At 72.4% G+C, this 20,113-nt stretch carries 20 protein-coding genes; 8 read left to right on the top strand and 12 right to left on the bottom strand.

Annotated features, from left to right (window positions below):
* Positions 1–368, bottom strand: a 368-nt coding sequence (locus CCN51_RS10045; protein ID WP_211303215.1) for an acyl-CoA dehydrogenase family protein, incomplete at its 3' end; no start/stop codon positions are given.
* Between the two features lie 62 nt (positions 369–430).
* On the opposite strand from CCN51_RS10045, the gene CCN51_RS10040 reads away from it, so the two are divergent.
* The 3 genes from CCN51_RS10040 to CCN51_RS10030 are packed head-to-tail and all read left to right on the top strand — an operon-like array spanning position 431 to position 3,114.
* The gene (locus tag CCN51_RS10040; RefSeq protein ID WP_014174337.1) at positions 431–1,237 is read left to right on the top strand and encodes an SDR family oxidoreductase; all 807 of its coding nucleotides are present in this window, start codon (positions 431–433) and stop codon (positions 1,235–1,237) included.
* A gap of 40 nt (positions 1,238–1,277) precedes the next feature.
* Positions 1,278–1,901 (top strand): TetR/AcrR family transcriptional regulator, encoded by a 624-nt coding sequence (locus tag CCN51_RS10035; protein ID WP_014174336.1) that lies wholly within the window; start codon positions 1,278–1,280, stop codon positions 1,899–1,901.
* A 55-nt stretch (positions 1,902–1,956) separates the two neighbouring features.
* On the top strand, positions 1,957–3,114 hold the full coding sequence (locus CCN51_RS10030) for an acetyl-CoA C-acetyltransferase (protein WP_014174335.1): 1,158 nt from the start codon (positions 1,957–1,959) through the stop codon (positions 3,112–3,114).
* 44 nt (positions 3,115–3,158) lie between these two features.
* Here CCN51_RS10030 and CCN51_RS10025 read toward each other — a convergent pair whose 3' ends face one another.
* Genes CCN51_RS10025 through CCN51_RS10010 form a run of 4 tightly spaced genes read right to left on the bottom strand, consistent with a single transcriptional unit; the run spans position 3,159 to position 6,575 of the window.
* Positions 3,159–4,199, bottom strand: a complete 1,041-nt coding sequence (locus CCN51_RS10025; RefSeq protein ID WP_014174334.1) for an NAD(P)H-dependent flavin oxidoreductase — start codon at positions 4,197–4,199, stop codon at positions 3,159–3,161.
* Positions 4,199–4,936, bottom strand: a complete 738-nt coding sequence (locus CCN51_RS10020; protein WP_014174333.1) for a CoA-transferase subunit beta — start codon at positions 4,934–4,936, stop codon at positions 4,199–4,201. Before CCN51_RS10020 ends, CCN51_RS10025 begins: the two co-directional genes overlap by 1 nt.
* Positions 4,933–5,781 carry a CoA transferase subunit A gene (locus CCN51_RS10015; RefSeq protein ID WP_043489265.1) on the bottom strand — a complete coding sequence of 283 codons (849 nt, stop codon included), beginning with the start codon at positions 5,779–5,781 and terminating at the stop codon, positions 4,933–4,935. The genes CCN51_RS10020 and CCN51_RS10015 overlap by 4 nt, the downstream gene beginning before the upstream one ends.
* Before the next feature lie 17 nt (positions 5,782–5,798).
* Positions 5,799–6,575, bottom strand: coding sequence for an enoyl-CoA hydratase family protein (locus CCN51_RS10010; protein ID WP_014174331.1), 777 nt, complete (start codon positions 6,573–6,575; stop codon positions 5,799–5,801).
* Positions 6,576–6,654: 79 nt separating this feature from the next.
* Here CCN51_RS10010 and CCN51_RS10005 point away from each other — a divergent pair, with 79 nt between their 5' ends.
* Together CCN51_RS10005 and CCN51_RS10000 are read left to right on the top strand one after the other, a co-directional pair.
* Entirely contained in the window at positions 6,655–7,446 is a 792-nt protein-coding gene (locus CCN51_RS10005) for an SDR family oxidoreductase (protein ID WP_014174330.1), read from the top strand.
* On the top strand, positions 7,443–8,357 hold the full coding sequence (locus CCN51_RS10000) for an SDR family oxidoreductase (RefSeq protein ID WP_014174329.1): 915 nt from the start codon (positions 7,443–7,445) through the stop codon (positions 8,355–8,357). The genes CCN51_RS10005 and CCN51_RS10000 overlap by 4 nt, the downstream gene beginning before the upstream one ends.
* Here the strand turns inward: CCN51_RS10000 and CCN51_RS09995 are convergent.
* Entirely contained in the window at positions 8,352–9,413 is a 1,062-nt protein-coding gene (locus CCN51_RS09995; protein ID WP_014174328.1) for an SGNH/GDSL hydrolase family protein, read from the bottom strand. The genes CCN51_RS10000 and CCN51_RS09995 overlap by 6 nt on opposite strands.
* A 184-nt stretch (positions 9,414–9,597) precedes the next feature.
* Between CCN51_RS09995 and CCN51_RS09990 the strand changes: the two genes are divergently transcribed.
* The gene (locus tag CCN51_RS09990; RefSeq protein WP_014174327.1) at positions 9,598–11,532 is read left to right on the top strand and encodes an ABC transporter ATP-binding protein; all 1,935 of its coding nucleotides are present in this window, start codon (positions 9,598–9,600) and stop codon (positions 11,530–11,532) included.
* Here the strand turns inward: CCN51_RS09990 and CCN51_RS09985 are convergent.
* Complete coding sequence (locus tag CCN51_RS09985; RefSeq protein WP_014174326.1) at positions 11,519–13,159, bottom strand: B12-binding domain-containing radical SAM protein; 1,641 nt, start codon at positions 13,157–13,159, stop codon at positions 11,519–11,521. The two genes, CCN51_RS09990 and CCN51_RS09985, sit on opposite strands and share 14 nt — an antisense overlap.
* A 60-nt stretch (positions 13,160–13,219) precedes the next feature.
* Complete coding sequence (locus tag CCN51_RS09980) at positions 13,220–13,945, bottom strand: transketolase family protein (RefSeq protein WP_014174325.1); 726 nt, start codon at positions 13,943–13,945, stop codon at positions 13,220–13,222.
* Positions 13,946–14,155: 210 nt separating this feature from the next.
* Between CCN51_RS09980 and CCN51_RS09975 the strand changes: the two genes are divergently transcribed.
* Positions 14,156–14,899, top strand: a complete 744-nt coding sequence (locus tag CCN51_RS09975; protein ID WP_043486275.1) for an isopentenyl transferase family protein — start codon at positions 14,156–14,158, stop codon at positions 14,897–14,899.
* A complete protein-coding gene (locus CCN51_RS09970; RefSeq protein ID WP_014174323.1) occupies positions 14,896–15,495 on the top strand; it encodes an LOG family protein in 600 nt (199 codons plus the stop codon). The genes CCN51_RS09975 and CCN51_RS09970 overlap by 4 nt, the downstream gene beginning before the upstream one ends.
* On the opposite strand, the gene CCN51_RS09965 is transcribed toward CCN51_RS09970, so the two are convergent.
* From CCN51_RS09965 to egtB, 4 genes are all read right to left on the bottom strand, one after another.
* Positions 15,475–16,722 carry a transglycosylase family protein gene (locus CCN51_RS09965; protein WP_014174322.1) on the bottom strand — a complete coding sequence of 416 codons (1,248 nt, stop codon included), beginning with the start codon at positions 16,720–16,722 and terminating at the stop codon, positions 15,475–15,477. The two genes, CCN51_RS09970 and CCN51_RS09965, sit on opposite strands and share 21 nt — an antisense overlap.
* Positions 16,723–16,997: 275 nt before the next feature.
* A complete protein-coding gene (egtD, locus tag CCN51_RS09960; protein WP_014174321.1) occupies positions 16,998–17,963 on the bottom strand; it encodes an L-histidine N(alpha)-methyltransferase in 966 nt (321 codons plus the stop codon).
* Positions 17,960–18,715 carry an ergothioneine biosynthesis protein EgtC gene (gene egtC / locus CCN51_RS09955; RefSeq protein ID WP_043489259.1) on the bottom strand — a complete coding sequence of 252 codons (756 nt, stop codon included), beginning with the start codon at positions 18,713–18,715 and terminating at the stop codon, positions 17,960–17,962. Before egtC ends, egtD begins: the two co-directional genes overlap by 4 nt.
* 20 nt (positions 18,716–18,735) lie before the next feature.
* Entirely contained in the window at positions 18,736–20,010 is a 1,275-nt protein-coding gene (egtB, locus tag CCN51_RS09950; RefSeq protein WP_086859457.1) for an ergothioneine biosynthesis protein EgtB, read from the bottom strand.
* Between the last annotated feature and the right edge of the window lie 103 nt (positions 20,011–20,113).

Below are 20,113 nucleotides of genomic sequence, written 5' to 3'. Positions count from 1 at the left end.
GGCACGGCGGAGCAGCGGGCCAGCGGCGGCAGCACCCGGGCCCGCTGCTCCGCCGTGCCGTGCTCGAAGAGCGTGGGGGCCAGCAGGCTGATCCCGTTCTGGCTGACCCGGCCGGGCGCCCCCGCCGCGTAGTACTCCTCCTCGAACAGCAGCCACTCGATGAGCGACGCGCCCCGCCCGCCGTACTCCTCGGGCCAGCTCACCGCCGACCAGCGGTCCGAGGCGAGCGTCCGCTCCCAGGCGCGGTGGGCGGTGAAGCCCTCGGCGGTCTCCAGGGACGGCAGGGGTTCGGCGGGCACATGGGCCGCGAGCCACCGCCGCGCCTCGTCCCGGAACGCCTGCTGTCGCTCGGTCAGGTCGAGATCCACCGGAGCTCCCGCCCCCCTCCCCGTTCCCTAACAAGTGTTTGGTAGGTTACCGTGACGCCGTGATGGACAACAAGGCGGGCAACCAGGCCGACCGAGCGCCCTACGTCCCCGGCCACGGCCTCCTCACCGGCCGCACGGCCGTCATCACGGCCGCGGCGGGCACCGGCATCGGCGGCGCCACCGCCCGCAGATTCCTCGAGGAGGGTGCCCGCGTCGTCATCGGCGACGCCCACGCCCGCCGGCTGAAGGAGACCGTCACGGCGCTCGCCGGGGAGTTCGGGGCGGACCGGGTCGCCGGGACGGCCTGCGATGTGACCGACGAGGACCAGGTGGCCTCGCTCCTCGACCTCGCCGAGGAGGCCCACGGCCGCCTCGACACCGTCGTCAACAACGCCGGGCTCGGCGGCACCGCCGAGCTCACCGACATGACCGACGAGCAGTGGCACAAGGTCATCGACGTCACGCTGGGCGGCACCTTCCGCTGCACCCGCGCCGCGCTGCGCCGACTGAAGGCCGACGGCCGCGGCGGCGTCATCGTCAACAACGCCTCCGTCGTCGGCTGGCGCGCCCAGGCCGGCCAGGCCCACTACGCCGCGGCCAAGGCCGGCGTGATGGCCCTCACCCGCTGCGCCGCTGTCGAGGCCGCCGCCTACGGCGTACGGGTCAACGCGGTCGCGCCGAGCCTCGCCATGCATCCGCACCTGGTGAAGGTGACCACCCCCGAACTGCTCGCCGAACTCACCGAGAAGGAGGCGTTCGGCCGGTACGCCGAGCCGTGGGAGGTGGCCAACGTCATCGTCTTCCTGGCCAGCGGCTACTCCTCGTACATGACGGGCGAGACGGTGTCCGTCAGCAGCCAGCACGCGTGAGGCGGAAGGGCCGGAGAGGCGGGACAGTGACAATGGTCATGTGCCGAAGACCAGCGACAACAGCAAGAAGACCACCGTGACCCCGTCCCCCCAGCGACGCCGCGAACTGCTCTCGACGGCGGCGGAGGTGTTCGCCGCGCACGGGTACAACGCGACCACCGTGCGCCGCATCGCCGACGAGGCGGGGATGCTCGCGGGCAGCCTCTACTACCACTTCGACTCCAAGGAGGCGATGGTCGACGAGATCCTCTCCACCTTCCTCGACGAGCTGTGGGCCGGCTACGAGGCCGTGCTCGCCGCCGGGCTCGGCCCCAGGGAGACCATCGAGGCGCTCGTCACCGAGTCCTTCCGGGAGATCGACCGGCACCGGGCCGCGGTCGCCATCTACCAGAAGGAGTCCAGGCACCTCTCCACCCAGCCCCGCTTCGGCTATCTCACCGTCTCGCAGCGGAAGTTCGAGGAGGCATGGCTGGGCACGCTCGAGCGCGGGGTGACCGAGGGGGTCTTCCGCGCCGACCTCGACATCCGGCTGGCGTACCGCTTTCTGCGCGACACCGTCTGGGTCGCCGCCTCGTGGTACCGGCCGGGCGGACAGCACAGCCCCGAGGAGATCGCCCGCCAGTACCTGTCGATGGTCCTGGACGGCATCACCCCGCGGGCCTGACCACCGGGTTTACACCGGGCGACACCGGGCAACACACCGGGCTGAAGGAGCGATCATGGCCGAGGCATACATCGTCGAAGCGGTACGGACCCCGGTCGGCAAGCGGAACGGCGGACTGGCGTCCGTCCACCCGGCCGACCTCGGAGCGCACGTCCTGCGCGCCCTGATGGAGCGCTCCGGCGCCGACCCGGCCGCCGTCGAGGACGTGGTCCTCGGCTGCCTGGACACCGTCGGCCCGCAGGCCGGGGACATCGCGCGCACCTGCTGGCTGGCCGCCGGGCTGCCCGAGGAGGTCCCGGGCGTGACCGTCGACCGGCAGTGCGGCTCCTCCCAGCAGGCGATCCACTTCGCGGCCCAGGCGGTTCTCTCCGGCACCCAGGACCTGGTGGTCGCGGGCGGTGTGCAGAACATGTCGATGGTGCCGATCGCCTTCGCCAGCCGCCAGGCGACCGTCCCGCTCGGGCTGACCGAGGGCCCCTACGCGGGCTCCGAGGGCTGGCGGGCGCGCTACGGCGACCGGCCCGTCAATCAGTTCTACGGCGCCGAGCTGATCGCCGAGAAGTGGGGCATCACCCGCGAGGCGATGGAGGAGTTCGCGCTGCGCTCCCACCAGCGGGCGATACGCGCCATGGACGAGGGCCGCTTCGACCGCGAGCTCGCACCGTACGGGGAGGTCACCGCCGACGAGGGGCCGCGCCGGGACACCAGCCTGGAGAAGATGGCCGGCCTCAAACCGGTCATGGAGGGCGGCCGGATCACCGCCGCTCTGTCCTCCCAGGTCTCCGACGGGGCCGCGGCGATGCTGCTCGCCTCCGAACGCGCGGTACGCGAACACGGCCTGACGCCGCGCGCCCGCGTCCACCATCTCTCGGTGCGCGGTGAGGACCCGATCCGGATGCTGTCCGCGCCGATCCCGGCGACGGCGCACGCGCTGAAGAAGACCGGCATGACCATCGACGACATCGACCTGGTGGAGATCAACGAGGCATTCGCGCCCGTGGTGCTGGCCTGGCTGCGGGAGTCCGGCGCGGACCCGGAGAAGGTCAACGTCAACGGCGGCGCCATCGCCCTCGGCCACCCGCTCGGCGCCACCGGCACCAAGCTGATGACCACCCTGCTGCATGAACTGGAGCGCACGGGTGGCCGTTACGGCCTGCAGACGATGTGTGAAGGTGGCGGCCAGGCGAACGTGACGATCATCGAGCGGTTGTGAGCGGCAGCGCCAGCAGGCGGTCGTGAGCCGACCCGCAGCCGCTGTCACGCAAGCCGGCCCAGGACCTCCGCCGCCTCCGCCATCACCCGCTCCACCAGCTCCGCGCACGACGGCAGGTCGTCGATCACCCCGGCGACCTGCCCGGAGGCCATCACCCCGCTGTCCGTACGGCCGTCCACCATCGACGCCTTCAGCAGCATCGGCGTGTTGGCGGCCAGCAGCACCTGACTCCAGGTCAGCTCCTTGCCGCGCTTCAGTGCGAGCCCGTCGCGCACCATCCGCGCCCAGCTCAGCCCGGACAGCCGCCGGAAGGCCGCGGCGTGTCGCAGCGCCCGCGCCAGCGCCGCGGCGCGCCCGGACCGCTCCAGGGAGGCGACCAGCTCGCTACGGAGCATCCGGTGGGGCAGCCCGTCGACCGCGGTGGTGACGGTGACGTCCGTGACCGACGCCTCCAGATAGCGGGCCTTGACCGCGTCCGGGACCGTGCTGTCGGAGGTCAGCAGAAAGCGGGTGCCCATCGCGATCCCCGCCGCGCCGTACGCGAGCGCGGCCACCAGACCGCGTCCGTCGAAGAAGCCGCCGGCCGCCACGACGGGGATGTCGACCGCGTCCACGACCTGGGGCAGCAGCACGGCCGTGCCGACGCTCCCGGTGTGGCCGCCGCCCTCGCCGCCCTGCACCACAACCGCGTCCGCGCCCCAGGCGGCGACCTTCTCGGCGTGTCGCCGTGCGCCGACGGACGGGATGACGACCACGCCCGCGTCCTTCAGCCGGGCGATCAGCTCCCGGGTGGGGGCGAGCGCGAAGGACGCGACTCGCACCCCCTCCTCGATGATGATCCGCACCCGTTCCTCGGCGTCCCCCGCGTCCGCCCGCAGGTTCACGCCGAAGGGCGCGTCGGTGCGCGACCTGACCTCCCGTACGGCCGAGCGCAGCTGGTGCGGGGTCATGGTGGCGGAGGCGAGGATGCCAAGCGCGCCGGCGTTGGCGGTGGCGGACACCAGCCGGGGCCCGGCGACCCACCCCATGCCGGTCTGCACGATCGGATGGCGCACGCCGACGAGCTTGGTCAGCGGAGTGTCCATCAGGCGGGCACCTCCCGCTCGCGCAGCCCCTCCGGGTCGATGACCTCCCGGATCAGCCGCAGCTCCGCGCCCGTGGGCTCGCGGGTGTACGGAACGCCGTCCGCGATGTCGAGCGCGAAGCCGGTCGCCTCCCGTACTTGCTGGGCGGTCACGCCCGGATGCAGGGAGCGCACACGCATGGTGCGGTCGGGCGTGGCGAAGTCGAGTACGGCCAGATCGGTCACGACGCACGGGATGCGGTGGTAGCGGGTGGCGGACGGCCCGGCGGCGGCTGCCCGGTCGTAGCCGACGCCGCAGACCATGTCGACGCGCTCGACGAAGACCCGCGGGGAGTGCCGGGGTACCCAGTAACTCGTCGGGTTGTTCAGCGTGTTGACGGGCGCGCCGCGCACGCCCAGCAGCTGCCGACGGGGCCGCTTCCAGTCGCCGATGCAGCTGATGTTCTGGTTGCCGTGCCGGTCGAGCTGGCTGGCGCCCATCATCACGTGCCGCTTGCCGCCGCTGACCAGTGACAGATGCTGACGGTAGGGCAGCCAGCCCTCCACCACCCCCGGCTCGGTGCCCAGCAGCATGGCCTCGCCGTCCGTGAGCAGCAGGTCGGGCGCGAAGGTGAGCCGGGCCAGCTGGGCGCCGATGCGCGGCACGGTGCCCATGGGGGCGGCCAGGACCTCGCCGTCGCCGCGCCATGCCTCCGCGCAGGCCACCACGCAGTACTCGGCCCGGGTCACCGTACTCATGCGCCCTCCTTGGCGAATGCCGCCACCGCCGTCTGGTACGCGTCCTCGTCGCCGGTCAGGAAGCGCTCGGTGAACTCCCGCCACGCGCCCGGGTCGGCGGCGGCCTTCGCGTACGCGCGCTGGAACGCCTCGTCGCGCCCGTAGTCGGGGGCGCAGGAGGTGAAGTGGGCGCCGTTCGGGGTCTCGATCACGCCGGTCACCGAGTGGCGCTTGACCAGCAGCGTCTGCGGACTGCCCGCGTCCGCGAACTCCGCGCTGTCCACGACGCGCTCGCACGAGACATACGCCGCTTCGGCCGCCTCGCAGAACAAGTCGTCGAAGTACGGGTCCGGGCCCAGATACTGGCCGTTGCCGTGGGCGTCGGCCCGGTTGAGGTGCACCAGCGCGGCGTCCAGCCGCAGCGAGGGCACGGCCACCAGCTCTTCCCCGTCCTCGTACGGCGAGGTGACCGTCCGCAGCCCCGGGTTGACGGTCATCACATCCGAGCCGAGTCCCGCCCGCACCGGCATGAACGGCAGCCGGTGGACGGCGGCGGTCAGCCCCCACATGAACATCGCCTCGTCCAGCTCCACCAGTTCGAGGTCCCCGCGCTCGCGTGCCGCCCTGAAGTGCGGCTCGAGCGGGATCGAGTCGAGCGTGGCGAAGGCGGCGACCAGCTTGCGGACCTTCCCGGCGGCGGCCAGCAGTCCGACGTCCGGCCCGCCGTACGAGACCACGGTCAGATCGGTGACCGGCGAGCGCAGCAGCGCCCGCACCAGCGCCATGGGCTTGCGCCGCGACCCCCAGCCGCCGATGCCGACCGTCATACCGCTCTCGATCCGGCCGACGGCCTCCTCCGGGCTCATCTGCTTGTCGCCGGGGTTCAACGCCGCTCACCCGCCTCAGCAGAAAGGCCAGAGGGGCCGGACACGAACGCCTCCCGGTGCCGGTCGGCGATGCCGCTCAGGTTGGCCTCGAAGGTGAAGCCCTGTTCGAAGCGGTAGCTGCGGCGCACATCGACCGGGTCGATGCCGTTGATCGCGGCCTTGGCCAGCCGCAGCAGCGCCCCGTCCTTGGCGGCGATCTCGCGGGCCAGCTCCAGCGCCGCGTCCGACAGCTCCGCGCGCGGTACGACCCGCCACACCGAGCCGTGCCGGTGCAGCTCCTCGGCGGTCACGGTGCGCGAGGTGTAGTACAGCGCGCGCATCAGGTGCTGTGGCACCAGCCGGGCCAGATGGGTGGCCGCGCCCAGGGCGCCCCGGTCCAGCTCCGGCAGCCCGAACGTCGCATCGTCGCTCGCCACGATCGCGTCGGCGTTGCCGACCAGGCCGATGCCGCCGCCGAGGCAGAAGCCGTGCACCGCGGCGACGACCGGGACCTGGCAGTCGTAGACGGCGGCGAACGCCTCGTAGCAGCCGTGGTTGGCGCCGATCAGGGCCTGATGCCCCTCGGTGCGCTGCATCTCCTTGATGTCCACGCCCGCGTTGAAGCCCCGCCCGGCGGCGGCGAGGACGACACAGCGCACATCAGGGTCTCTGCCTGCGCCGCGCACGGCGGACGCGAGCTCGTACCAGCCCTGGACGGGAAGGGCGTTGACCGGTGGGAAGTCCACGGTGACGACGGCGACGCCCGCGTGTGGGGCGGAGGTGGAGACACCCATGAGCAGATCCGCTACCTTTCCACCAAACATTTGTTAGGTGAGAAGGTAGCAGCGCTCGGGGCGCAGCGGGAGGTGTCACGTGGCCGTCACCATCGACCTGTCCGGGCGCGTCGCGGTCGTCACCGGAGGGACGCGGGGCGTGGGGGCGGGGATCGCGCGCTCCCTGCTCACCGCGGGCGCCGAGGTCGTGGTCTGCGCCCGCCGGCCAGGGGACCGGCCCGTCGAGGCGGCGGGCCGCGCGGCCCGCTTCCTGCCGCTGGACGTGCGCGACGCGGACGCCGTCGGCGCCTTCTTCGAAAGGCTGCGCGGCTCGTACGGCCGGCTCGACCTCCTGGTCAACAACGCAGGAGGCAGCCGGTTCGGACTGCTCGCCGATTCCGGGCCGCGCCGCGCGGCCCGCGTCGTCGAGCTGAACCTCATCGCCCCCCTGACCGTCTCCCTCGCCGCCTACGAGGTGATGCGGCATCAGGAGCGCGGCGGCTCGATCGTGATGATCGGCAGCGTCAGCGGGACCCGCCCGTCGCCCGGCACCGCCGCCTACGGAGCCGCCAAGGCGGGCCTTGCCAACCTTGCACACTCCCTTGCCGTGGAGTGGGCCCCCGCGGTCCGGGTCAACACCGTCGTGCTCGGCATGGTCCGCACCGAACTGTCCCATCTGCATTACGGCGACGAGGCCGGGCTCGCCGCCGTCGGCCGCACCGTCCCCCTCGGGCGGCTGGCCGAGCCGGACGAGGCGGGCGACGCCTGCGTCTTTCTCGCCTCCGACCTCGCCGCGTACATCAGCGGCGCCGCCCTGTGCGTCCACGGCGGCGGTGAGCGCCCGGCGTTTCTCGACGCCGCCAACGTCAACGAGCAGGAGGAGCCAAGATGACCGGACTGTGCGCCGGACGCGTCGCCGTCGTCACCGGAGCGGGCCGCGGCCTGGGCCGCGCACACGCACTGGCCCTCGCCGCCGAAGGGGCCAAGGTCGTCGTCAACGACCTCGGCGTGGCCCTGGACGGTGCGGCGGGCCAGGGAAGCCCGGCCCAGGAGGTCGCCGACGAGATCCGGGCGCTGGGCGGCGAAGCGGTCGCGCACGGCGGCGACATCGCCACCACCGACGGCGCGGCCTCCCTGGTCACCACCGCCCTCGACACCTACGGCCGGCTCGACGCCCTCGTCAACAACGCGGGCTTTCTGCGCGACCGCATGCTGATCAACCTGGACGAGGACGACTGGGACGCGGTGCTGCGCGTCCATCTCAAGGGCCACTTCCTGCCGCTGCGGCACGCCGCCGCCCACTGGCGCGCCGAGGCGAAGGCGGGCCGCTCCCCGGCCGCCCGGGTGGTCAACACCAGCTCGGGGGCGGGGCTGCTGGGCAGCGTCGGCCAGGGCAACTACTCCGCGGCCAAGGCCGGGATCGTGGGGCTGACCCTGGTGGCCGCCGCCGAACTGGGCCGCTACGGCATCCAGGTCAACGCCATCGCCCCGGCCGCCCGCACCCGGATGACCGAGCGGACCTTCGCCGAGACCATGGCCGCCCCTGGCGAGGCCGACGCCTTCGACGCGATGGCCCCCGAGAACGTCTCGCCCCTCGTCGTCTGGCTCGCCTCCGCCGACAGCGCGGGCGTCACCGGCCGGGTCTTCGAGGCCGAGGCCGGGCGCATCACCGTCATGGAGGGCTGGCGGCCGGGCCCGACCGCCGACAAGGGCGCCCGCTGGACCCCGGCCGAGGCGGGCGAGGTCACCCGGAAGCTGCTCGCCGCCGCCGAGCCGCCGCGGCCGGTGTACGGGGCGTCATGAGCCAGCCAGCACCTCCGGTGTACATCCCGCGCGGCGCAGAGCCGCCAGGAAGCGGGCGGCGAAGACGGGGTGACCCGCGGGCGCGGGGTGCAGCCGGTCCAGGCCCTCGGGCTCCAGCAGCAGCCGCGTACAGCTGGGCCCGAACACCTTCGGGCCGTGGATGTAGTGCAGATTCGCATCCCCGTGCGTGCGCAGCAGCTCGACCGCGCGCCGTATGTGCGCCCGGCACTCGCGCATCGTCATACCGGAGGGCCCCGGCACCTCCTCCCGCTCGGGCGCGACGATGTTCGACATCACGGCGAACGGGGTCGTGGGATGCCCCTCGCGCACCGTCCGTACGAAGCCGACCAGCGCCGAGGCCAGCGAGTCGCGGTTGTGGCTGCCCAGCGCCTGGATGTTGATCCCGACGCAGACGGTGAGCACATCGGCCGGCAGGTCCCGCATCAGCCGGGCGGTCATCGGCTGAAGCTGGCAGGCCGCGCCCAGCGCCAGGGAGGTCAGCTCCCAGCCGGCGCGCCGGGCCACCAGGGCGGCCCACGTCCGGCTCGGGGAGGCCGCGCCGCGCCCCTGCGAGATGGAGCTGCCGTAGTGCACCCAGCGCGGCCGCCCCTCGCCGCCGTCACGCTCGACCGCCGCGCCCGCGTCCAGCGTTACCTCGCACAGCCGGAACTGATGGTAGAAGGGCAGCCACAGCTCGACCGCGGCCATTCGCCCCGGCAGGCCGTCGACGCGGAACTCCGCGTCCCCGCCGTGCGTCTGGAGCTCGACGGTGGCCGAGTGCCGCCCCTCGCAGAGCACATCCAGCCGCGCCACCTCCGGCGGACCATTGAGCTTCGGCGCGGGATCCGCCTGGTAACGGCAGGTCAGCCCGGTGCTGTCGGTACGCAGGCCCACTCGCACCCCCGACGGCATCGCCGCCCGCCCCAGCCCGCCCTCGGGCAGATACAGCGCCGCCTCCGGATGCGGCAGCCGCCAGGGCGCGGTCCAGCCGGCGCCTCGCTGCAGCGATACCGCCCCCCGGTAACGCAGCCGTGGGTCGTCGTGGGCCAGACGCACGCCGCACTCTCCTCCGTTTTCCGGCCCGGGGAAGGGCGCGCACCGAGCCCTTCCGCGGGCGCACAGTGCCCCACACCTCGCACATCGTGCCACGGAGCGCGGCCGAGGCCGACCGGAAATGCGTCGCGGACGGCCCCTCCGCTACGACAGACTGACGCGGTGCCTACGCGGAGGGGGTGGTGCGATGCCGTGGCCGCGGCGACGCAAGCGACAGGCCACTGACGAGACATCGGAGTCCGAGCAACTGCTCTTCGGCGGACGGCTCCGGTACGACATGGGATTCAGCCGCTACGACGACGCCTATCTGCATCTGTCGTTATGGGCGATGGCCCGCAGGCTCCCGCGCCTGGTGGGCTCCACCGTACGGCTCGCCTGGGCCGCCGACCGCAGGGCGCTGCAAACGGTCGCGGCGGCGGAGATCGGCCAGGGGATCGGCCAGGCGTTCAGCCTGGTCGCGGTGAACGACGCGCTGGCGGCGCTGCTGTCCGACGGGGCGACCGCCGACCGGCTGCGGGGCGCACTGCCGTCGCTGATCGTGGTCGGCGTGGTGGCGGTCCTCGGCGCGCTGCTGGCCTCGGCCTCGACGGCCGGGACCGGCCGACTGGAGCCGAAGGTCGAACGGGTCGCGACCGAGCGGTACTTGGAGTGCGCGGCCCGCGTGGAGCTCTCCGCCATCGAGGACGCGGAGTTCCACCGGCTGCTGGACTCCGCCCAATACGGGGCCTCCTCGGCCCGGCGCATGGTCAAGTACTCCGTGGCGGTGGTCAACGGACTGCTCGCCGTCGTCGCCGCCGCCGGAGTGCTGACCGTTCTGCACCCCGTGCTGCTGCCCCTGCTGGTGCTCATCGCCCTGCCGCGCAGCTGGAGTTCGCTGCGTATCGCCCGCCGCCGCTATCTCTCCTTCCACACCATGATCGAGCACGCCCGCGCGGGCCATCTGCTCAGCCGGCTGCTCACCGAGCGCGAGGCGGCGCAGGAGGTCCGGGTGCACGGCGTCGGCGGCTTCCTGCTGCGCCACTTCCGCCGGATGTCGGAGTCCGCGGAGGCGGAGCAGACCCGGCTGGCCGACGCCGCGGCCGGCACCGAGCTGATCGCCGCGACGCTCACCGGCGCGGCGACCCTCGCCACGTACTCGGCGCTCGCCGGGCTGCTGCTCTCCGGCGGCATGGAGCTGTCCGTCGCGGGCACCGCGGTCATCGCGATCCGCACCGGCTCGCAGAACCTGTCCACGCTGGTGCTGCAGCTCAACCAGCTCTACGAGGAGATGCTGTTCGTCCAGGACCTCGACCGGCTGTGCGAGGACGCCGAGCGGTACGCCATCCCCGAGGGCGGGCTGCCGCTGCCCGCGGAGCCGGAGGAGATCCGCTTCGACTCCGTGTCCTTCACCTATCCCGGCAGCGACCGGCCCGCCCTGGACAAGGTCAGCCTCACCATCCCCGGCGGGGGCGTGGTGGCCCTCGTCGGCGAGAACGGATCCGGAAAGTCCACCCTGGTCAAGCTGCTCGCCGGGCTCCATCTGCCGGACTCGGGGCGCATCCTGTGGGACGGCACCGACATCGCGGAGGCCGACCGCGAACAGCTCTTCTCCCGGATCGCCATGGTCAACCAGGACTTCAAGCGCTGGCCGTTCACCGCCAAGGCGAACGTCGCGATCGGCAGCCCGCAGAGCCCCATCCGCGCCGAGGCCCTCGACCGTGCGGCGGCCCACGCCGGGGCCGACGACATCGTCACCGGGCTGCCGCACGGCTGGGACACCCTGCTGGCCCGGGAGTTCCGCGGCGGCCACCAGCTCTCCGGCGGCCAGTGGCAGCGGCTGGGCATCGCCCGCGCCCGCTACCGCACCGCGCCCGTGCTGCTGGTCGACGAGCCCACCTCGGCGCTCGACGCCCGCGCCGAACTCGCCGTCTTCGAGCAGATCCGTGCCCTCGCGGGGGAGGGGCAGACCGTCGTGATGATCACCCACCGGCTGGCGTCCGTCCGGCACGCCGACCTCATCCACGTCCTCCACGAGGGGCGGCTCGCCGAGTCGGGCACTCCACAGGAGCTGCTGGACCGGGGTGGCATCTACGCCGAGCTGTTCCATCTGCAGGCCTGCCAGTACGACCTCAGCGGGCCGTGACCACCCCATGTCCGGCGAGGTCGGAGAGGAGGCGATCCTTGCGGCGCGTGGCCTCGGCCGGGTCGCGGACGTCGGCGCTCAGCATCCCGAGGCGGTCCACCGCCTTCTCGACCACCGCGTTCTGCGCGGGGGAGCGGCCTGGGAGCAGCGGGGACTCGAAGCCGTGCTGCCATACCCTGGCGATCGCGTGGTCGTTCTTCCAGCGCACCTCGCGCAGGGTCTCCAATTGCAGTTGGGCGGCGGTGCGGCTGTCCATGCCGCAGTGGGTCCAGTCCTCCGCCTCGCCGTCCAGGTCGAACACCTCGAGACCGAAGCGGTCGGCCTCCTGCCAGATCGGCATGGTCTCGTCGTTCATCATGAAGGCGTAGAGCGCGAACTGGCCTGAGTACTCCGACACCAGGAACCGCCTGGTGTCCTCGAAGAGTTCGGGCGTCTCACCGGGATAGCCGACGATGAACGAGACGAAGGAGTGGATCGAGCTGTTCTGCAGCAGCTCGAAGGCCACCCGGTTGGCGCGCGCCTTGACCTGCTTGTGCATATGGCCCAGCGTGGTGTCGTTCATCGACTCGAAGCCGATGGACAGCGCACGGCAGTGCGCCCGCTCCAGATCGTCCACGACGCTCCGGTCGCGGATCGAGTTGGCACGCGTATACGCCTCCCAGCCCACGTCCGCCTCCGCCAGCAGCGGCAGCAGCGCGCGCAGCCGGGTCGGCGGCACGGTGAAGGTGGAGTCCAGGGCCTTGATGTACTCGGCGCCGTTCTCACGGCGGTAGCGCAGGAAGTCGTCGGCGATCTTCTGGGCCGATTTGTAGCGCCACTTCGGCGACGCGGCGGGGAAGGAGCAGTACTTGCAGCTGAACGGGCAGCCCCGCATGGACTCGTAGGGGACGACCGGGAGCGTACCGACCGGGCCGGGCGAGGGCAGCGCGTCCAGGTCGATGTACTCGATCCTGGTCATGCGCATCCGGTCCGTATCGGGGTCGCGCCACACCAGGTTGGGTACGTCGGCCACATCGCCCTTGGTGCGCAGCGCGCGCAGCAGAGCGGGCAGGGCGGCCTCGGCGTCACCGCGGACGATGTACCGGACGAAGGGGTGCTCGGCCAGGATCCGCTGGAACTTGAGGTTGCTGTACTGCCCGCCGAGCACCAGGTCCGCAGTGGGGAACCGTTCCTCCACCCAGGCGACCGCCTTGGCGAGGGTGCGGCGGTCCCAGATGAACGTGGTCGAGAGCAGCACGACGTCCATGTCGGTGGGGGGTTCCACCGCGGACCCGGTCCAGATCCGCTCGATCGGGAACACCTCGTGGTCGACCCCGGCGGCCAGCAGGATCGACTGCAGGGTAAAAGTGGTCAGATGGGGTGCCTTGCCCGGCTCGGCTTCCTCCGCGGCGGGGGCGGTGAGGCGTACGGAACTGACCGCGCGGGCCCGGCCGCCGGCGCGCCTGGGGCGCAGCAGGGGTTGTCCCGCCCCGTCCGCCGTGCGCAGGAGGGACAGGTCGAACACGTCGGGCCGCCCGGCGGCCGCGCGGTGGCCCTCGGGGGCCAGTAACGACTCGAACGAGGAGCCCTCCAGAAGCTTCTTGTTCGGCACTTCCGGCCCCATGCCGGAGATCAGGAGAACGTTCATCGGCTTCCTCCCCGGGAAGTGATGTGCTGTCGTGATGCCTTCAGCGCAGCCTCGATGCCCTCAGCGCAGGAAGGCCCTGACCGTTGCGGCGATGCCCGCCTCGTCGAGCCCATGGGCGCACGGCTCGGAGTCGTCCCAGGGAAGGCCGAGGGCGCGGAGCCGGTGCGGGACGTTGACCAGGGTCTCGGCGACACAGTGCGCCGAGGTCCCGGCCAGATGGGGCTCGACCAGGACGACATCGGCCCGGTCGGCGGCCAGCACCGCCGTGCGCAGGCCGACCGCGTCGAAGGGGCGGATGGTCGAGGCGTACAGGACGGTCAGATCGAGGCGGGCGGTGGCGCGTACCACCGTGTCCAGCGTGGGGCCGACGGCCAGCACCACACCGCCCGCGCCGAGCCTGATGACCTCGAACGACCCCGAGGCGCCGTGCGGCTCGGCGTTGCCCTGCTCGGGCAGTCTGAGGTATGTACTCCCGTCACCGGCCGCGGCCTTCCGCAGCAGCCGCCCGACCTCGTCGGGGTGTCCCGGCACATGGACGCTCCAGCCGGGGAGCGCACCGAACAGTGCCACGTCCTGCGGCGCGGTGTCGTACGAGGCGCCGTAACCGACCAGCACCGTACGCGCCTCGGGGCGGCCGAGCGCCGGCCCGAGCTGTTCCAGTACGCGCTCGACGGGCGCACCGAGATCGATCGGGACCGATCCGGCCAGGGCCGAGAGCGTGTCCGGATCCCAGCCCTTGCCGAATCGCTCGAGAATTGGTGACGGCGGATCCGAAAGTCGAGTCATGCCCGGTCCTCTCATGAATACCGTTCGGGCTGCCGTGAGAATGGTGCGATCCGGAGTGTGGCGCGGAGCAAGTAAGGACGGCGTTAAATATTCAACCTTTAATTACTTGCCCATTCGTTTACTGTATTGATGCCTTGGCTAGGGATGCGCACGAGGCGGCCGGGGTTACCGTGATTGACCGTCAGGAAGGTTGCGGCGGAGGGGATTTCAATGGCTGGAGCACCTGGCGGAAGCCCGCAGTTCGTGCATGTCATCGCAGGGCCCACCGGCGTCGGGAAGAGCGCGGCCGCCACCGCGCTGGCCCGGATCACCGGCGCGCCGATCGTGGTGGCCGACCGGATCCAGTGCTTCACCGACCTGGCCACCACCAGCGCCCGGGCCGGCGAGGAGACGGTCGAGGTGGAGCGCTCCTGGCTGGGCGACCGGACCGTCGCCGACGGCGACTACCCGCCCGAGGAGGCGGCGGACGCGCTCGTCCGCAGGCTGGCGGAGCTCGGCGAGCGCCATCGGTTCGTGATCGTCGAAGGCGGTTCCATATCGCTGCTGCGGGATTTCGCGGAGCGGCTGCCGGATCTCCCCTACCGGCTGACGGTCCGGCTGCTGCACATCCCGGACCGGGAGGGATATGTGGTCCGGCTGGCGCGCAGGGCGCGCCGGATGCTGGCCCCAGGGGGGTCGCAGACCAGCATGCTCGAAGAGCTGGCCGCCCTGTGGGAAAGTCCGGACCACCGCTTCTTCGCGGCATCCGTCAACGGACTCGAAGCGATTCTGGAATGGTGTGCCACCTATTCGGTGAGGGTGGAGTCCCTGGCCTCATATGAGCTCTCCGAGGCACAACTGGAGAAGATGGCGTGGATGGTGGCGGAACGCCACGCCGAACACGGAATTCTGCAGGAAAGAATCTTCTCGAAAGTTTTCGACGGAATACCTTCGGCCGTTTATGGTCCGGCGTGAGCGCGGACCCGCGACTGCGCCGGATCACGGTTTACTGCGGGGCCTCTTCCGGCTGCCGCCCGGTCCATCTGCGGGCGGCGGCCGAGTTCGGCCGGGCCGTGGCCGAAGCCGGGCTCGAGCTGGTCTACGGAGGGGCCCGGGTGGGCCTGATGGGGGCCGTGGCCGACGCCGCCCTGCGCGGGGGCGCCACCGTCACGGGCGTCATCCCGCGGCACCTGGCGCGCCACGAGATCCGTCACACCGGTCTCACCCGGCTCCTGGTCGTCGAGGACATGCATCAGCGCAAGGCGCGCATGGCGGAACTCGGCGATGCCTTCGTGGCCCTGCCGGGCGGGCTCGGCACCGCCGAGGAGTTCTTCGAGACGCTGACATGGGCTCAGATCGGGCTGCACGACAAGCCGTGCGCCCTCCTCGACACCGACGGCTTCTATCAGCCCCTGCTCGTCTTCCTCGCCCACGCCGCGGCCGAAGGGTTCGTGTCGCGCCGCGACGTGGACGGCATCGTGGTCTGCGGGCGAGCCGGGGACCTCCTGCCCCGGCTCGCCGCGCGCGCCCGCTCGGCCCGCTCGGCCTGCTCAGATGGAGACGCCGTGTGAGCGCAGATAGGCCAGTGGGTTGATGTCGGAGCCGTAGCCGGGGCCGGTGCGGATCTCGAAGTGGAGGTGCGGACCGGTGGCGTTGCCCGTCGAGCCGCTGCGGCCCACCTGCTGGCCGCCGCCCACCTGCTGGCCCGCCCGGACGGACAGCTGCGACAGATGGGCGTACTGGCTGTACCGGCCGTCCGGGTGCTGGATGACCACCTCATAGCCGTATGCGTCGGCCCAGCCCGCCGAGACCACCCGGCCGGCGCCGACGGCCTTGACCGAGGTGCCGATGCCCACGGGGAAGTCGACGCCGGTGTGATAGCCGCTCGACCAGCTGCCCCCGGCCGCGCGGTAGGCCGTGGTCGGGCTCACCCCACTGACCGGGGCGGTGAACTCCGAGGTGCCGGCGGGCTTCGCGGCGGGCTTGTGGGCGGTCCGGTGGTGGCGGTCCGGTTTGGCGGTCTTCGACGGCCGCTCGGCCTTCGGCTTCGCCTTGGCTTTGGGCTCGGCTTTGGGCTCGGCCTTCGCCTTGGGCTTGGCCTTGGGCTTGACCTTGGCGCCGGAATCGTTCAGAGAGAGCTTCTGACCCGGGTAGATCAGATCCGGGTCGCCGCCGACGCTCGTGCGGTTGGCCTGGTAGATCGTCTGCCAGCCGCCGTCGACATCGTGCCGCTTGGCGATCCGGGTCAGCGTGTCGCCGCTGATGACCACGTACGCGCTGTCCTTGGCCGTTGTGCGGCCCGGGAGGCTGGTGGGCGTCGGCGTGTCGCGCTTGGTCTGCGGGGTGCGGTCGGCCTGCTGGTGTGTCGTCGCCGAGGCGCCCGCGGCCTTGGCCTTGGGCGCGCTCTGCGGGGCGGCGTCGGCCCGGGTCAGCCCGGCCCGCCCCGAGCAGTTCGGCCAGGCGCCGGGGCCCTGGGCGTCGAGCACCTTCTCGGCGACGGCTATCTGCTGGTCCTTGGTGGCCAGGTCGGCCCGGGGCGCGTACGCGGTCCCGCCGTACGCCTCCCAGGTGGACTGGGTGAACTGCAGGCCCCCGTAGAAGCCGTTGCCGGTGTTGATGTCCCAGTTCTCGGTGGACTCGCAGTGGGCGACCTTCTCCCAGGTCTCCCCGGAGGCCGCGCTCGCGCCCGCCGCACCGACCAGCGGCAGGGCGATACCGGCGCCGCCCGCGGTGACGCTGAGCGAGGCGCGGGAGATGCGATTGGGCTTGTAGCGGCGGTGGCGTCCGCGTAAGGCCATGGACGGCTCCTTCTCATGCGCCTTCGCGGCGCGCTGCCGGGCGCGCCAAAGATTAAGGGTGTGGATTTCGCCACAACAAGAGGGAGTTGGGGCACGGTTGAAGGCCGCAGCGCGCTGTGCTGCGGCCTCACCGCTGGAGAGTGACGTGGATCACATTATTTCGGTCGGTGTTGTGGGTGGAACGGAGCGTAGTGATGTCAACGGGGTGTGGTGACAGCGGAGTTGCGCGCCCCGGCCCCGGCGGGTGCGCCGGGTCGGGACCCGGCGACCGGCCCCTACACCCGGACCGCGAGCGACAGCGCGAACCGCCCCTCGTCGTCGGTCCACCACCGCCGCGGCTGCAGCCCCGCCGCGGTGAGCTCCGCCCGCACCCGCTCCCGGCGGAACTTCGCGGAGACCTCGGTGCGGATCTCCTCCCCGGCCGCGAGGTGCACCGCGAGGTCGAGCGCCGGGATTTTCGCGGTGACGGCGGCGCGGGCGCGCAGCCGCATCTCGATCCACTCGTGCTCGGCGTCCCACAGCGCCACATGGTCGAAGTCCGCCGGGTCGAAGTCCGCGCCCAACTCCCGGTCGAGGACGGCCAGCACGTTCTTGTTGAACTCCGCCGTGACGCCCTGCGCGTCGTCGTACGCGGCGACCAGCGTGGCCTCGTCCTTGACCAGGTCGGTGCCCAGCAGCAGCGCGTCGCCGGGCGCCATCAGGGCGCCGACCGAGGTGAGGAACCCTGCCCGCTCGACGGGCAGCAGATTGCCGATGGTCCCGCCGAGGAACGCCACCAGGCGGGGGCCCGGCGTGCCCTGCGGAAGGGCAAGCCCCTCCAGGAAGTCGGCGACCAGCGCGTGCACCGTCAGCTCCGGGTGCTCGGCGAGCAGGGCGCGCCCGGCGAGGGTCAGCGCGCTCTCGCTCACGTCCACGGGTACGTAGGCGTGCAGATCCGGCAGGGCGCGGAGCAGATGGCGGGTCTTCTCGGAGGAGCCGGAACCCAGCTCGACGAGGGTACGGGCGCGGGTCGCGGCGGCGATCTCCGCGGCCCGGGCGACCAGGATCTCCCGCTCCGCGCGGGTCGGGTAGTACTCGGGCAACTCGGTGATCCGCTCGAACAGCTCGCTTCCGCGGGCGTCGTAGAACCACTTCGGCGGCAGCTGTTTGGGGGTGCGGGTCAGCCCCTCGGCCACATCGGCGCGCAGCGCGGCGGCCGTGGCGTCAGCGGGCAGGGTGCGGGTGATGGTGAAGGGGCTCACAGGGAAGCCTCCTTGAGCGCGGTGAGCTGAACATCGGAGCGGGTGGCGGTGAGCAGGGTGCGGTCGGGAACGTCGGTCCAGCGCGGGTCGTCGTCGTACGGCTCGGAGGCGACGACCACGCTGTGGCCCGGATCGGCCAGATAGCTGAGGGTGTCGCCCCAGGTGGTGGCGGCGATGGTCTCGCCGTCCGTGAGCAGCAGGTTCAGCCGCGACCCGGGCGCCGAGGCGGCCACCGTGCCGGTGGTCTCGCCCAGCGCCGTGGGCAGGTCGTGGCCCAGGCGCAGCCGGTGCAGCGTGAGCGCCCACAGGAACGCCGCGTCGCAGCGCGCCTCCAGCCGCAGCAGATCGGCGGGCGGCAGGGTGGTGACGAGGTCGGCCACGGAGTGGGGCCAGTCCTCGACCCTGCCGTTGTGGCTGAACAGCCAGGCGCCCGAGGCGAAGGGGGCGGCGCCCGCCTCCCCGTCGGCGCTCGCCTCCGAGGCGTTGCGCACGGCGGCCAGCAGCGAGCCGGTCCGGATCACCCGGGCCAGATCGGTGAACGACGGATCGGCCCAGATGGGCCCGGCGCGCCGGTAGCGGGCGGCCACCGGGTCGCCCTCCGCGTACCAGCCGACGCCGAACCCGTCGGCGTTCATCCGGCCGTGCCGCTGCCGCCGTGGCTCGTACGACTGGCGGTACAGCCCATGCGGGGGCGCGATCAGGAGTTCCCCCACGGGGGTGTTGGGTCCGAGATAGGCGAGATGCCGGCACATCGGCATCACCCCCTTCCGGTTCAGGCTTCCCCGGGCGCCGCGTCGCGCGCGGTGCGGAAGCCCGAGAAGATCTGGCGGCGTATCGGCAGGTCCCAGTTGCGGAAGGTGCCGCGGCAGGCGACCTGGTCCACGGCGAAGGAGCCGCCGCGCAGCACCTTGTACGCGTCACCGAAGAAAACCTCCGAGTACTCGCGGTACGGAAAGGCCCGGAACCCCGGGTAGGGCAGGAAGTCGCTGGCCGTCCACTCCCACACGTCGCCGATCAGCTGCCGGACGCCGAGCGGCGAGGCACCGCGCGGATAGCTGCCGGCCGGGGCCGGCCGCAGATGGCGCTGGCCCAGGTTGGCGTGGACCGGGCTGGGGTCGGCGTCGCCCCAGGGGTAGCGCCGGGACCGGCCGTCGGCCGGATCGTGCCGGGCGGCCTTCTCCCACTCCACTTCGGTGGGCAGCCGCCGGCCCGCCCAGCGGGCGTAGGCGTCGGCCTCGTACCAGCTCACATGCACCACGGGCTCGTCGGGCCGCACCGGCTCCGTCACGCCGAACCGTCGGCGCAGCCACTGTCCGCCCTCGCGCCGCCAGAACAGCGGCGCGGTCAGGCTGTGCTCGCGGACATGGCGCCAGCCCGCCTCGGTCCACCAGCGCCGCCGCTCATAGCCGCCGTCCTCGATGAACTGCGCGTACGCGCCGGCCGTGACCGGGGTGGTGTCCATGAAGAAGGCGGGGACCACCCGGCGGTGGGCCGGGCGCTCGTTGTCCAGGGCCCAGGGCTCGGTGGAGGTGCCCATGGTGAACGAGCCGCCGGGGATCAGCACCTCCGCCGGCAGCGGGGCGCCGTCCGCGGTGTCCGGCGGGGGCGGGGCGGTGAGCGCGGCGGGCCCCTGGCGCAGCTGGTGGGTGATGAGCATCGTCTCGTCGTGCTGCTGCTCGTGCTGCGCGATCATGCCGAACGCGAAGGCGGCGTCGACCAGCGGCCCGCCCCGCAGCGGGATCCGCTCGAGCACATCGAGCACCCGTCCGCGTACATCGGCGACATATCCGCGGGCCTCGGCGGGCGCCAGCAGCGGCAGCGAGGGCCGCTTGGCGCGCGGGTGCTCGAAGGCGTCGTACACCGAGTCGATCTCGGGGCGCAGCGCCTCCTGCCCGGCGACCGCGCGCAGCAGCCACTGCTCCTCCTGGTTGCCGATATGCGCCAGGTCCCAGACCAGCGGTGACATCAGCGGGGAGTGCTGGGCGGTGAGGTCGTGTTCGTCGACGCAGGTGGTGAGGGTGCCGGTGCGCTCGCGCGCACGCCGCAGCGCCGCTGCGGCGTGCGCGCGAGCGCACCGGCACCCTCACCACCTGCGTCGACGAACACGACCTCACCGCCCAGCACTCCCCGCTGCTGTCACCGCTGGTATG

Origin of the sequence: Streptomyces milbemycinicus (genome assembly GCF_002154605.1) — a bacterium.
GTDB lineage: Bacteria > Actinomycetota > Actinomycetes > Streptomycetales > Streptomycetaceae > Streptomyces > Streptomyces milbemycinicus.
This window is presented reverse-complemented; position numbering and strand designations above follow the sequence as displayed.

Excerpts from the sequence above, each read along its gene's own strand:
- CCN51_RS09975 (WP_043486275.1), top strand. The coding sequence starts at position 14,156 with ATGGCTGGAGCACCTGGCGGAAGCCCGCAGTTCGTGCATGTCATCGCA.
- CCN51_RS09965 (WP_014174322.1), bottom strand. The coding sequence starts at position 16,722 with ATGGCCTTACGCGGACGCCACCGCCGCTACAAGCCCAATCGCATCTCC.
- CCN51_RS10030 (WP_014174335.1), top strand. The coding sequence starts at position 1,957 with ATGGCCGAGGCATACATCGTCGAAGCGGTACGGACCCCGGTCGGCAAG.
- CCN51_RS09980 (WP_014174325.1), bottom strand. The coding sequence starts at position 13,945 with ATGACTCGACTTTCGGATCCGCCGTCACCAATTCTCGAGCGATTCGGC.
- CCN51_RS09990 (WP_014174327.1), top strand. The coding sequence starts at position 9,598 with ATGCCGTGGCCGCGGCGACGCAAGCGACAGGCCACTGACGAGACATCG.
- CCN51_RS10000 (WP_014174329.1), top strand. The coding sequence starts at position 7,443 with ATGACCGGACTGTGCGCCGGACGCGTCGCCGTCGTCACCGGAGCGGGC.
- CCN51_RS10025 (WP_014174334.1), bottom strand. The coding sequence starts at position 4,199 with ATGGACACTCCGCTGACCAAGCTCGTCGGCGTGCGCCATCCGATCGTG.
- CCN51_RS09985 (WP_014174326.1), bottom strand. The coding sequence starts at position 13,159 with ATGAACGTTCTCCTGATCTCCGGCATGGGGCCGGAAGTGCCGAACAAG.
- egtC (WP_043489259.1), bottom strand. The coding sequence starts at position 18,715 with ATGTGCCGGCATCTCGCCTATCTCGGACCCAACACCCCCGTGGGGGAA.
- CCN51_RS10010 (WP_014174331.1), bottom strand. The coding sequence starts at position 6,575 with ATGGGTGTCTCCACCTCCGCCCCACACGCGGGCGTCGCCGTCGTCACC.
- CCN51_RS10020 (WP_014174333.1), bottom strand. The coding sequence starts at position 4,936 with ATGAGTACGGTGACCCGGGCCGAGTACTGCGTGGTGGCCTGCGCGGAG.
- CCN51_RS10040 (WP_014174337.1), top strand. The coding sequence starts at position 431 with ATGGACAACAAGGCGGGCAACCAGGCCGACCGAGCGCCCTACGTCCCC.
- CCN51_RS10015 (WP_043489265.1), bottom strand. The coding sequence starts at position 5,781 with ATGAGCCCGGAGGAGGCCGTCGGCCGGATCGAGAGCGGTATGACGGTC.